The 12,636-nt window shown below is 45.1% G+C and carries 18 protein-coding genes; 8 read left to right on the top strand and 10 right to left on the bottom strand.

Features of this window, described 5'->3' with window-relative positions; genetic code table 11:
- The 10 genes from CXB77_RS19115 to CXB77_RS05675 all read right to left on the bottom strand — a co-directional run.
- The coding region (locus tag CXB77_RS19115) for a hypothetical protein (protein WP_172452556.1) at positions 1 to 364 on the bottom strand (364 nt) is incomplete at its 3' end.
- A gap of 495 nt (positions 365 to 859) precedes the next feature.
- Entirely contained in the window at positions 860 to 1,279 is a 420-nt protein-coding gene (locus CXB77_RS05705) for a hypothetical protein (RefSeq protein WP_105073153.1), read from the bottom strand.
- The gene (locus tag CXB77_RS05700; protein WP_105073152.1) at positions 1,264 to 1,671 is read right to left on the bottom strand and encodes a hypothetical protein; all 408 of its coding nucleotides are present in this window, start codon (positions 1,669 to 1,671) and stop codon (positions 1,264 to 1,266) included. Before CXB77_RS05700 ends, CXB77_RS05705 begins: the two co-directional genes overlap by 16 nt.
- Positions 1,672 to 1,727: 56 nt before the next feature.
- On the bottom strand, positions 1,728 to 3,296 hold the full coding sequence (locus CXB77_RS05695; RefSeq protein WP_105073151.1) for a DUF927 domain-containing protein: 1,569 nt from the start codon (positions 3,294 to 3,296) through the stop codon (positions 1,728 to 1,730).
- A 76-nt stretch (positions 3,297 to 3,372) separates the two neighbouring features.
- Entirely contained in the window at positions 3,373 to 3,807 is a 435-nt protein-coding gene (locus CXB77_RS20260; RefSeq protein ID WP_197711013.1) for a hypothetical protein, read from the bottom strand.
- Positions 3,804 to 3,938: a hypothetical protein gene (locus CXB77_RS22940; protein WP_277949355.1), complete on the bottom strand. Its 135-nt coding sequence runs from the start codon at positions 3,936 to 3,938 to the stop codon at positions 3,804 to 3,806. The genes CXB77_RS20260 and CXB77_RS22940 overlap by 4 nt, the downstream gene beginning before the upstream one ends.
- Before the next feature lie 1,085 nt (positions 3,939 to 5,023).
- Positions 5,024 to 5,350, bottom strand: a complete 327-nt coding sequence (locus CXB77_RS24505) for a recombinase family protein (protein WP_431520706.1) — start codon at positions 5,348 to 5,350, stop codon at positions 5,024 to 5,026.
- Complete coding sequence (locus tag CXB77_RS24500; protein WP_431520705.1) at positions 5,334 to 5,615, bottom strand: recombinase family protein; 282 nt, start codon at positions 5,613 to 5,615, stop codon at positions 5,334 to 5,336. Before CXB77_RS24500 ends, CXB77_RS24505 begins: the two co-directional genes overlap by 17 nt.
- A 248-nt stretch (positions 5,616 to 5,863) precedes the next feature.
- Positions 5,864 to 6,445 carry a hypothetical protein gene (locus CXB77_RS05680; protein ID WP_146108726.1) on the bottom strand — a complete coding sequence of 194 codons (582 nt, stop codon included), beginning with the start codon at positions 6,443 to 6,445 and terminating at the stop codon, positions 5,864 to 5,866.
- Between the two features lie 170 nt (positions 6,446 to 6,615).
- Positions 6,616 to 7,326 (bottom strand): ProQ/FINO family protein, encoded by a 711-nt coding sequence (locus CXB77_RS05675; protein ID WP_105073149.1) that lies wholly within the window; start codon positions 7,324 to 7,326, stop codon positions 6,616 to 6,618.
- Positions 7,327 to 7,481: 155 nt separating this feature from the next.
- On the opposite strand from CXB77_RS05675, the gene CXB77_RS24495 reads away from it, so the two are divergent.
- The 8 genes from CXB77_RS24495 to CXB77_RS05645 form a co-directional block, all read left to right on the top strand.
- A complete protein-coding gene (locus tag CXB77_RS24495) occupies positions 7,482 to 8,228 on the top strand; it encodes a type I restriction-modification system subunit M (RefSeq protein WP_431520704.1) in 747 nt (248 codons plus the stop codon).
- Positions 8,207 to 9,901 (top strand): N-6 DNA methylase, encoded by a 1,695-nt coding sequence (locus CXB77_RS05670; protein WP_431520707.1) that lies wholly within the window; start codon positions 8,207 to 8,209, stop codon positions 9,899 to 9,901. The genes CXB77_RS24495 and CXB77_RS05670 overlap by 22 nt, the downstream gene beginning before the upstream one ends.
- Positions 9,902 to 9,949: 48 nt before the next feature.
- A complete protein-coding gene (locus CXB77_RS05665; RefSeq protein ID WP_105073148.1) occupies positions 9,950 to 10,162 on the top strand; it encodes a hypothetical protein in 213 nt (70 codons plus the stop codon).
- A gap of 67 nt (positions 10,163 to 10,229) precedes the next feature.
- Entirely contained in the window at positions 10,230 to 11,453 is a 1,224-nt protein-coding gene (locus tag CXB77_RS05660; RefSeq protein ID WP_105073147.1) for a restriction endonuclease subunit S, read from the top strand.
- A gap of 26 nt (positions 11,454 to 11,479) precedes the next feature.
- Positions 11,480 to 11,740, top strand: coding sequence for a UPF0175 family protein (locus CXB77_RS05655; protein WP_105073146.1), 261 nt, complete (start codon positions 11,480 to 11,482; stop codon positions 11,738 to 11,740).
- The gene (locus CXB77_RS05650) at positions 11,737 to 12,102 is read left to right on the top strand and encodes a DUF3368 domain-containing protein (protein ID WP_197711012.1); all 366 of its coding nucleotides are present in this window, start codon (positions 11,737 to 11,739) and stop codon (positions 12,100 to 12,102) included. Before CXB77_RS05655 ends, CXB77_RS05650 begins: the two co-directional genes overlap by 4 nt.
- A gap of 9 nt (positions 12,103 to 12,111) precedes the next feature.
- Positions 12,112 to 12,216, top strand: a complete 105-nt coding sequence (locus CXB77_RS24490) for a hypothetical protein (protein ID WP_197711014.1) — start codon at positions 12,112 to 12,114, stop codon at positions 12,214 to 12,216.
- Between the two features lie 40 nt (positions 12,217 to 12,256).
- The coding region (locus CXB77_RS05645) for a type I restriction endonuclease (protein WP_242445477.1) at positions 12,257 to 12,636 on the top strand (380 nt) is incomplete at its 3' end.

Raw genomic sequence — 12,636 nt, 5'->3', positions numbered from 1 at the left:
GATCACGGTTTCTAATAATAGAAATAGCATCAGTTATCGATTTGCTTGAAGCGATGGAATAAAACGAATTGTAAAAAATAGCTTTCATTTTATTGACTATTCTTTCGTCATCAATATCCATAGCTTCCATTGTGGCTTTATTAACAAAAAAATATGCACCATAACCATTTTTCCTGTGATAGAAAAGATCGTAAAACGCACGAATAAAAAAACTGACTTGGCTATCGTGTTTCGTTTTTCTAGGAACATACTGACCTGTTTCATTAGGCATTACATTCGATAACGTCTGCGGTGGTTGATCGCATTGATTAGCCATGATGATTCCTAAATCCCACATAATAGAACAACTATCCCGCATTTTCAAGCTATGCGAGTGCTTACTCCACAGTATAAAACATTTTGCTTAAATAGATATAGTATGAGCGGCACTGACGCTCTAATTAACCTCCCTCTGAGTTTTAACGATTAACCACCATTAAACAACCGTCTCAGTTAAATGGGACAATTAAACCAATCAAGAATCGCCTGAAAAGCAGACAGCAGGTCTGCTGGTGAGGCAAATTCACCATCAATAATTTCAACCTTACACAGCAAATGTTGACCAAGGCGTAGCGTTGACTTCCACGATTGGACTGTCTGTTGCAGTCAATCAGAAACGCCAATGGCAAGATTCACCAGCATTGTTAGTCGCTGTTCAGCGATCAATTCCGCCTTGTACTAATGGTGCAGAAGGAACCCTCTGTCAGTCAGCCTAGCAAGTAGAACGCTCATATTTCACCTCAGTTCACCTCAACATCATCGTAAGCCGTTGTTACTAAATGAAACACGTAAAACACTAATGTGTTTTGTGTGTTTCTTATCATGGTGCTGTAAGTCGTTGATTTCCAAAGTTAGAAACACTAGAAACACTAGAAACACCATAAACACTAACAAAAGACATGTCCCCGTAAATCCCACTGTAGTTTAGTGGGGCGATCACCGTTGCTGATCTGCCGTTGATATGATTTCCATCTCTTCCACGTCTTTCGGGTGTTTCAGGTGTTTCAGGTGTTTTCGCATTGTTTATCAATAGCTTGTGTTGAAACGCCTGTTGTGTTTCAGGTGTTTCAAGTGTTTCCGCAGGCAATAAAGCATCTGCCTTAATGTGATACACCCGCACCTGTCTGCTGTTGATCCGCAGACTTACGGCTCGCTTATCGCCTGTCACTAACAACACACCTGCACTCTGTAACTCATTGAGTGCCCGCTTAAAATCAAATCCTTTTAGCGCCTCGTGCATACCCTCAGCAGTGAATTGGTACACGCGCCCAGCAGTCGATCATCGCGCCACCATCCAGCACGCTCGTAAACCTTTGATTCATAAGTAGGACGCTCATTGCCCTTGGAATCTAATTCCTTTGGTGGATTGGACTGAGAGAAACGCGAATCGCCATGCCGTTCTAAGAACCGCGCAACCTGATTGATGACCTGTGTACCTTCACTGTTGGCTGTTACACCAGTTACACGCTCATCGCACCAAAGTTGAAAACCGACTTTTGCCGCATTGATTGCCGTGCCTGGTTGCCAACCGGTTAAGCCATATTCAGTAGCGAGTTCACCCGCGAGTGCCACAAGTGCAAACCGCGCTGCTACTCGAATCACCTGCCCTGATGCGCCTTCCGTTGGAAACATTGCCTTAAAGGTTTCAAGCCTGTTACTCCAGTCACACGTATCTCGTGTAACACGCTCTAAAAATTGCCGTCCAACATGCCATGTTGTTTCTTAACTGCATTGCGGATGGAGTCGGAAAACTTTGCGCCGTCAGCAGCGCCGTGTAAGTTGTCCCATGCACCAAATTTGCGTTTGACTGGAATATCTAGCATCCGCACAGATTGCCCTGCTTTGGTGGTTTGCCCTGCATCCGCCATAATGGTTTCAATGGTTCTTTCACCACTGGAAAGAGCAAAGCAACGCCACCGCGCTATTTCTCGCGCCGCGCCGGTTTTCGATGCGCGTTGTTTACCACGTCCATTGCCAATCAAATAAACGACTGCGCCCACTTCCTTTGGATCCGCCTCGCCGATTTCATCCAATGCCAATAGGCTGTCATTAAATGCAGTAGCGATAGCCTCCATGCCATTTGCAGTGCTTTTCCAAGAGCGTCGATATTTAGCGCCACCCCAGATTGAACACGCAGCATCAACGGATGTTGTTTTGCCACTGCTACTGTTATCGAAGAAATGAAATCCGCCTCCATCAGTGTTGGTTAATTCCAGTAATGGACCACTAAATCCGGCGGACAAAGCGAGCGCAAGGATCGGATTATCAACGGCTTTTGCAGCTATTTCATCGCGCCATTCTTCAATTGAACCGGCTGTAGTGTAATCATTGGATCGCGTCTCAGCGGATTGAAATACAACGGCGCTGGCGGAATTGCCAATAACAGCATCGGGCAAAATAAATGAATCGCCACTCCATCCAGTTTGAGTAGCAGACAACATCCGTTTTTTAGGGTGCTGGCTTTGGATATATTCAGATAAAGCGGCCTTGTTTTTAGGATGAATTTCAACACCCATTGATAACAGGATGCTGCGCAATTCATCGCATGATCCACTGAACATCGCCATTGGCACAGACCACTCACGCCAATCTTCAAATGATGTTTTGAATCGCAAAAGCCGACCGCAATTGTTCTTTTGCTCATCGCGTGTCATTGCATCGCAGTGAATTGGACTGCATATCCAGTGATTGGATAAGCTAAACCCAACATCCTTGTCGCCGCTCTTGGTGCATTGATAAACACCCGGTGCATATTTGCGCCCGCGCTCCTCTGCCCAATCATCCAAGACAAAATAACAAGGTCGGTTATCCGCTGGCGGAAATAAGGCGTTATCAGGTGTTACACCAGCATCAGGCGTAACTGGTGTTTTTAGTGTTTGGTCAATCCAAACAGCATCCGCAGGGTTCCAATCGACAACATCAGCGGCGTCATATTTTTCTGGAAACTTGGAAACATCCAGAATCTGAATTGATGTAGCGCCAGCGGCTTGCACAAACTTGGCAACCGCTGCGGCGTACCCTTTGCCGGCTTGGTCGTTATCCGGCCATATCCGTACCACGCGCCCCTTTAATGGCGACCAATCAGTTTTGTCAGGTGATTTCGCACCGTTTAGGCTGGTGACAGTGACAGCATCAGGAAACAACACGGCGGCGGCGTCGGCGGCTTTTTCGCCTTCACACGCAATCACGGTTGCATCGGGTTGAGCGGTGAGTTGGTCAAGGTGATACAGGGGCGCTTGCCCGGCGGCAGTTGCCATAACCAACCCTTGTCGAATTGCGTTAACGGGCGGAATTCCTTTCCGCTGTTAGTCTCAAATCGGAGAATGGTGGTGATCAGACGACCGCTGGCATTGCGGTATTCCCATTGTTTTGAGGGCGCACCGAGCTGAAAGTGCACAGTTGGGCGGGTTGCCATTGGACGCGCTGCTGATTTTTTTTCTTTTTAGGCATTGGCGCTGGTGTTGTGCCAATAAAGTCATCAATGATGATTTGCGTTGCCTTGCCGTTGTTGACGCCTCTGAGATAGGCGACTAGCCCGACAAGATCGCCTTTATCTCCGGTTGCCCAATCTTGCCAGCGACCGGTGTCAAGGTTGATCTTGAATGATCCGGTTTTGCTATCACTGCGGTTAGGGTTGAGTACAACCCATTCATTGCCCACTTTTTTTCCTGTAGGCAGATAGCGGGCGCAGATCGCAGCGGTGTAATGCGCGTTGCGATCAGAAAATTCTCTGAATGATTCAGTGCGTTCGATGTTGGTGGTGTTCACAGCGCACCTCCAAAGATCAAGGCGATCAATGGATAGCAGACAAGCGCCACCAATAATGTGTTGATTTGGCTGTGGATTACAGCATTTTTGTTGCGGATGGTCGTGCGGTCTAGCGTGATGGGTGGTTTCATAAGTCACTCCACAAGCGTTGGCAGTGACCGGTAGACGTTATGAAGGGCGATCTATACGAAATAACCGCAAAGGGTTAAAATAAAGATTGCCGTCCAAAGACCGTGCATCGGTCATTGGTTTACGTGATATCGGTTATGGGCGAACACGCGGAATTAGCATTCCTTGCTGAAAAAAAGCCCCGTTAGCAACCTTGCCAGTGGGGTTTTATTTTTTCTATCCTACTGAAATCGTCACGAGCAATCTATAGCTTGATTCCATGACGGCGCATCCATTTTAGTCTTGTTTTTTTTGAATGATAGGCACGAGTGGCGGTCGCGGCACTCTTGACGTGGCAGTAGCTTAACAAAAAACGCTTGTCGGTGGTGTTGAAATCGGTAGAATCGCCAGCGCGGTTAATCGAGGTGTAAGTTTAGAAGAAGGCGCTTTTCTGTGGTGTTTTTGGTCAAAACTTGACCTAACTTTTTAAGCGAGCAATATGGGTATAATTTTTTATCTGCAACCGGTTGATTTACAGGTAGAAAAAAATTCACTGAAGGGTTCGCATCGAGACCCGTTTTTAAGGGGATTAAGACATCAACTATTCACCGTTAAATTCCGTTCGCATCGAGACCCGTTTTTAAGGGATTAAGACTTTAGCTAGGATCCTTAGTGCGCAAATTACCAACGTTCGCATCGAGACCCGTTTTTAAGGGGATTAAGACTTTAGCTAGGATCCTTAGTGCGCAAATTACCAACGTTCGCATCGAGACCCGTTTTTAAGGGGATTAAGACTAAGCTGGCGTTGGTATAAAGCGAGGTGCGCCTAGTTCGCATCGAGACCCGTTTTTAAGGGGATTAAGACATCCAGTGCAGTCCAATATCCTCAAGCGCGTTGTTCGCATCGAGACCCGTTTTTAAGGGGATTAAGACTGCTGGTGATAAGCATAGACGCCGGGGCGATCGGTTCGCATCGAGACCCGTTTTTAAGGGGATTTAAGAGTCAATAAATCGAAAACTCGCGCAATCTATGCCGAGTTTTTTTATTAGGTCTGGCAATGTAAAAACTAAGTTTTACCATTGCCGCTGATGAATTAAGTGATACGTCTTAAACGATTCCCGAATCGTCATCTTTTAATCTTCTGCATATCTCATTGGCTGTCTGGCGGCTAATTCCATAGGCAACGGCTAAGTTGGCGACCGATTCGCCGTTGCTGCGACGTTGTTTTAACTCAGTGATTTGGTTTGCCGATAATTTAGGTGCACGACCTAACCGCTTTCCCGCTGCTTTGGCTGCGGCGATCCCTTCCTGCTGACGGGTGCGAATCATTGCCCGTTCAAATTGCGCAAAAGCACCTAGCATTTGCAGCACTAACGTTTGCATTGCATCGTTTGTCCCAGCCGCAAATGTCAGATTTTCATTGTGAAAAATCACCGTCACATTGCGAGCATTCAGGTCTGTAACGATCTTTTTCGAGGTCGGCTAAATTCCGCGCTAGGCGGTCAATTGAATGCAGATGCAGGGTGTCACCTTCTCTGAGATACGTTAAACACTGCTGCAATGCCGGGCGCTGGTCGTATGCGCCACTTAATTTGTCTTCAAATCGTTTATGAAGGGCGATTCCTTCAAGCTGCCGCGCCGTGTTCTGATCGATGCTGCTCACTCTGATATAACCGACCTGTTGCCCGTTAGTTTCCATGATGTCCCTTGGATTGATTTGGGTTAATTTGGGTTGATTCGTCAGATTTACTTTAAGACTTTGATTGACAAGATGTCAAATAATTGAAAATTACTTTTTTCTGACAACGATAAATGCTGGAAACACAGCACTCGTGGGTGGCGGGGAAATTGTCAATAAAAGGGTACTTTTTTGATGCAGCAAAATATGAGCACATACAAGTTGCAACAACGCATTGAATTGATGCGCTAATTTGTCGTAACGAGTGGTCAAGAGCGGGAAATGTTTAAGGCGATTGAAGAATTTTTCGACGAGGTGCAATGATTGCTTGCGATGTCAGCGGGTTGATGTGAAGCCAGCATTGATCTGACTGGTGACTTGATCCCACGTTTGGCGTTGCGCTTCAGGATAAGTGAAGTCGAAGCCGATGAATTGATCGTCAATCTGTAACCGCTTGATATAGAAACCAAGCCTTGCTCAACACCGGAGACCACATACCAGTTGTTGCCGAGCTTTTTATAGGTCACAACCCGCAGCGGATGATCGCCGATTCCGTCCCGTGCCACTTCCTCAAACTCTGCATCCAGACTGCCGTTGAGTAAAAGGTTAGTGCCGAATGCTGCCAGTGTCGTCCGCGCATCTCTGGACACAAACCGCTGACCATCACCGTTATCCGCTTCACCTTGTGGATAGAGCAACTGAGCGGGATAACGCACGGAGAACTGAAAGCGAGCGTTGAGATACGCAGCGGTTTCTGGAGCTGGGATTGATACCGGACTGGTTGTGACGGGGCAAGGCATGAAACCACGCCCGACCCAACCAATGGCGATACCGATAATAAGCGCAATCACCGCTGACCAGATTGGGCGCGGTGACTTGATTAGTTCGTCAGATTTCAACATCTGCGTAATTGATTACACATGAACCTGTCCAATGACTTTGATCTCCAGATAAAGGTTATCTATCAGATTCAAGTGCTGTGATTTTTATGGAACCTGTTGTGGGCAACATAAATGATTATTTAATCCACTTTCACCTTCACTTTTACCTTCTTTTCAAACACCTGTAACACTACGTCTTCCAGCATCACAATTATACCGCCATCACTATTCACTTGAGCGCCCAACTTGCCGGTCATTGATGCGATCCATTGTGACCACTCTGTTTTTGCTTTCTGTAATTTTTTCCATGTCTTCGTTTTTAATGTCGTTACCACCAGCGCCCTCTCAGTTTGAATACCGATCTTCATTCCTGTCTTCACGACAACTGGCTTAGGTAAATAATCAAATTTCACAGTAAGTTGAAGACGACCACTTACGATATTCTCCGCCGTTAATGGCGCATCAACTGGCAGAACCGGTTTGGGTTCTTTGGGTTTTTTGATTTTTTTTGGTCGTTTGGGTTTCCGTAACCTGGCTAAATTTAATTGTGTCCACTTTTCCCGTGCAGCAGCTGCTTCAACCTCAGTCACTTCACCAGCGGGTTGCCCTTGAAGATCAATCCGTACCGCACCGGCTTCCATCGCTCTGAGATACGCCCTTCGGTTGCAATAAACATACATAGCGCCATTTACCGCTCTCGCGGTGTGACCTGCTTCCCGTAAGTCTTGATAAATTCTGATTTTCAACGGGCGTGGTTTGCTCAGATCAAAGCAAGCCGGATATAGCGCAACAAGATCAAGCCGTAGAGTGTGTTTGGGTTGCGTCTCAGATTCGTCATTTGGGACTGACATCTTCAGATTATCTCTCTAATTTCATGTTGATAGAGCTTCTGCGTTATATTAACAAGATCAACGTGGTATCGCGCAGATAACCGCATGACTGCCAAGATCACCACGTAACCTTCCGCATTCAACCAAAAATTAAGACAGCACGGTAACTGATACAGATGGCTATCAAAAAATCAGATCTCTACGCATCACTATGGGCTTCATGCGATCAACTACGCGGCGGTATGGATGCCAGTCAATACAAAGATTACGTTTTATTCATGCTGTTTATCAAGTATATCAGTGACAAATACGGCAATAGTGGCGACTATGCTTCAGTTGAAATTCCCGCAGGTGCGAGTTTTACTGACATGATTGCGCTCAAAGGTAAACCCGATATTGGCGATCAAATCAATAAATCAATTATTGCACCACTGGTTAATTCTAATCAGGATCGCTTATCAAAAAGTGATTTTCCCGACTTCAATGATCCGAATAAACTCGGTGAAGGTTCGGCAATGGTTGAGCGCCTCACTAACCTGATTAGCATTTTTGAAAAACCCGAATTAGATTTTTCACACAATCGCGCTGAACACGACGATATTCTTGGTGATGCCTATGAATATCTGATGCGCCACTTTGCCACTGAAAGCGGTAAAAGTAAGGGACAATTTTATACTCCGGCTGAAGTCAGCCGGGTAATTGCCCAAGTAATCGGCATTTCATCCACTAATACCAAAGCCTCCACGACCGCTTATGATCCAACTTGCGGCTCTGGATCGCTGTTGCTTAAAGTTGCGGCACAAGCAAATAAAGAAATTACCCTTGAAGGTCAAGAAAAAGATGTCACTACAGCGGGTTTAGCCCGTATGAATATGATTTTGCATGATTTCCAACAGCTAATATCCAATCTGGCAACACTTTAGCTGCACCGAAGTTTAAGAATGGCGAAGAACTACGGACTTATGATTATGTGGTTGCCAATCCGCCATTTTCAGATAAAACATGGAGCACCGGTCTTACTCCATCCAATGATCCGTACCAGCGTTTTAAGTGGGGTGAGCCACCCACCAAACAAGGTGATTATGCTTATTTGTTGCACATTATTCGCAGCATGAAAAGCACTGGTAAAGCGGCTTGTATTCTGCCGCATGGTGTTTTATTTCGTGGAAATGCAGAAGCCGTGATTCGTCAGCAGCTCGTGCAATCAGGTATCCTGAAAGGAATCATTGGACTGCCAGCCAACCTTTTTTATGGTGCGGGTATTCCTGCCTGTATTTTAGTTCTTGATAAAGAAAACTCTGCTCGTCAAAGCATTTTCATGGTAGATGCCAGCAAGGGATTTATTAAAGACGGCAATAAAAATCGGCTCCGCGAACAAGATATTCATCGCATTGTTGACACCTTTAATCATGAAATAGACACCCCGCGTTATGCCCGCATGGTATCAATTACGGAAATCGCTGATTCAAAAAACGATTTTAATCTCAATCTACCGCGCTACATTGATACCACCGAACCGGAAGATGTACAGGATATTGCCGCCCATCTGTACGGCGGCATTCCAGCGCGTGATCTCGATGCGCTGGCTGATTATTGGCAAGTGTTGCCCAGTATTCGTGCCGCTTTATTTACAACGCTGCGCTCCGGTTATTCTCGTCTTACTTTGCCAGTTGCTGAGATTAAGCCAGCTATTTTTCAGCATTCTGAATTTACTGCTTTTCAACAATCGGCACAGCAACACTTTGATGATTGGCGTCAGCGCATTACGCCGCAACTCAATAACTTTGATCTTGACGGTTATCCTAAAACCCTCATTGAATCCATCGCCGAATCCCTATTGAATAGCTTCAAATCAGAAAAATTATTGGATGCTTATGATCTTTATCAGCACCTAATGGATTATTGGGGCGAAATCATGCAAGACGATTGCTATTTGATCGCCGCTGAAGGTTGGGTTGCGACAACTCGCCGCATTATTGAAACCGATCCCAAAGGCAAGGGTAAAGACAAGGGTTGGATGTGCGATTTGATTCCTAAATCGCTCGTGGTGAATCGTTATTTTGTGGCAGAACAAAATGCTCTTGCAGAAAAACAAGGCGAGCTTGACACGGCAACTGCTGACCGAATTGAATTGGAAGAAGAACACGGCGGTGAAGAAGGTTATTTTGGCGCACTTGATAAAATCGGGAAGACTGAAATCAGCGCAAGGTTGAAAGAAATTAAAACAGATAGAGATGCGCTGGATGAAAGCGCGGTGTTGAAGCGTTGGCTACAATTCACTGAACTAGAAACAGCGTTGAAGCGTGAAATAAAAGAACAGAATGCCGCGCTGGATAAATTGGCATTTGAGAAATATCCACAACTCACTACCGACGAAATAAAAACGTTGGTGATTGAAGATAAATGGATGACTCGTTTATCCATCGCGGTGCAGGGAGAATTGGATCGGGTCTCGCAAACGCTCACCGGACGCATTTGTGAATTGGCAGAACGCTATGCCATGCCATTGCCGCAACTCATGGACGAATTAACGGAGTTGTCAGCGCGGGTCGATACGCATCTCAAGAAAATGGGGTTTGAGTCGATTGGAAAATAAACCCGTTGGCATGTTTCAATTCTGCATTTAACTATCGGAGTCATGGCTATGCAAGCATTAGAAATTAACGCCAACATCGATCAACAAGGAAACATTCATTTACCTGAACAGTATTGCGCTTTTTATGATCAGCAAGTAAAGATCATTATTTTGATGAATGATGACAATACCACGCAATCTATTGCGCAGCTTTCAGAACCAGCTTTATCGGAAGTCTGGAATAATGCGGATGATGCTGTCTATAACCAAGTATCAATTTAATGATGCGTAATAACTCCAACGTCCTCCAACTCGTGCTTACGCGAACAATTCAACGAGATACGCATCAATGACCATTCCGCACGGCTACAAGCTGACAGATGTCGGAGTGATTCCTGAAGATTGGGATGTTAAATGCCTTGGCGAGGTTGGTGAGGCGTTAATTGGACTTACCTATAAACCAACTGAGGTTCGAGAACATGGGACACTTGTTCTGCGCTCATCGAACATCCAAGATGATGCCCTTGCGTTTGATAACAACGTTTTCGTTGAAGCCGATATTCCAGAGCGCATTATGGTACGCCCAGATGATGTACTGATCTGCGTGAGGAACGGCAGTCGTGATTTGATAGGCAAATCGGCGCTGCTTGATAAGCGGACGAACGGGATGACATTTGGAGCTTTCATGGCTGTCTACCGTAGCCCAATTGGAAAGTTTGTTAGTTATCTATTTCAGTCGGTCATACTCAAGCACCAAATCAATGAACACCTCGGTGCTACCATCAATCAAATTACAAACAAGAGTCTCAATTCATTCAGAGTTCCCGTCCCTCCTATTACTGAACAAATCGCAATTGCTACCGTTTTATCTGATATTGATGCGCTCATCACCAAACTCGACCAATTGATTGCTAAAAATCGGTTAATAAAACAGGGCGCAATGCAGGAATTGCTGACGGGTAAAACACGGCTGCCGGGGTTTAGTGGGGTGTGGGAAGTGAGAAAATTTGAGGATGTGGCTGAAATTGATCCTGAAAATCTCAGCGCCAATACTGATTCACAGTATAGTTTTCAATACATCGCTTTGGAAGATATAGATCGGGGAAAGTTAATGAGTTACTCAGAAAAAACATTCTCGAGTGCTCCTTCTCGGGCTAAGAGGCGCATAAGGATCGGAGATATTTTAGTTTCTACTGTTCGACCAAATTTGCAGTCTCATTTACTTTTTTCTGAACTGGGAAGCGATTGGGTTTGCTCAACGGGATTTAGTGTTGTGCGATGCAAATCTGAATTCGCAATTCCAGCTTATTTGTATGCTCATCTTTTTGCTGCCAAAATAAATCATCAAATTTATACTTTAATTACTGGATCGAATTATCCGGCTATCAATAGTAAGGATGTCCAAGCACTAACTGTTGATTTTCCGCCGATTGCTGAACAAACCGCCATTGCTAAAATCCTCTCCGACATGGACGCTGAAATCACCGCACTTGAAGCCCGCTGCAATAAAACCCGCGCCCTCAAGCAAGGCATGATGCAGGAATTACTGACTGGAAAAACTCGACTGGCATAAACATTGCTTGCAACCGGAATTAAATAATGAATATCTCGTTTTCTGTAAAAGATGACATCTTATTGTCACTCCGTGAAAATGCTCAGGATTTCACGCAACAGATGCGGTTTTTTGCAGCATTGCACTGGTATCGAAAAAATAAGCTCTCTTTAGGTCAAGCCGCAGAACTTGCTGGTTACAGCAAATTAGATTTCATTGACCAAATGAAAGCAGAAAAAGAACCGATATTTGATTATAACGCAACAGAACTCAGTGAAATGATCGCCGACGTTGCCAAACTGCCATGATCGTCGTTGTCAACACTACCCCGCTCATTTCTTTAGCGTGCATCGGACAACTTGATTTACTCAAAAAGCTGTTTGGGCAAATTATTATTGCTGAAGCGGTTTATCAAGAAATCAAAGCAAAACAGAGCTTTGCCTACAATCAGATAGATAACGATTGGATCACAGTTAAAACAATTCAAGGACAATTGTATAAGCAAATTTTGCTTGCACAACTTGATGCTGGTGAAGCAGAAACCATTATTTTAGCAAAAGAAATGAACGCTGATTTTGTCATTATTGACGAAAATTTAGGTTATCGCAGCGCAACCAATGCCGGTTTAACAGCCATTAGAACCCTGTCAATTTTGTTGCGTGCCAAATAAAAGGGATATATTTTATCCTTAAAACCATTATTGGATGGCATGATTACCCAAGGACGCTGGTATTCAAACGCGGTTTATCTTTCCTGTTTGCAACAAGCAGGAGAACAAGAATGATCCGCCCGAACGTGCCACCCAAAACCGTGTTATTGCTTTATTGAAACAACTTGGCTACCGCAATCTAGGCGACTGGCATCACCGCAATAATAACCGCGCTATTGAAACCGAGCTGCTGCGGGAAAATTTACACCAACGCCGCTATTCCGCTGCGCAGATTTCCGCCGCTTTGCGCAAATTAGAAATCGCCGCCGATGCCAGCGGTATCACGCTATATCAAACCAATTTACGCACCTATCAATTGCTACGCTATGGCGTACCGGTACAAATTGCCGTCGGTAAATCTCACGATACCGTACACCTGATTGATTGGAACAATTTAGAAAATAACGATTTTGCCTTTGCCGAAGAAGTCACGTTAAAACACGGCTCTGAACGTCGTCCCGATCTCGTGCTATATCTCAACGGAATTGCCATTGC

Origin of the sequence: Chromatium okenii (assembly GCF_002958735.1) — a bacterium.
Taxonomy (GTDB): Bacteria; Pseudomonadota; Gammaproteobacteria; order Chromatiales; family Chromatiaceae; genus Chromatium; species Chromatium okenii_A.
This window is presented reverse-complemented; position numbering and strand designations above follow the sequence as displayed.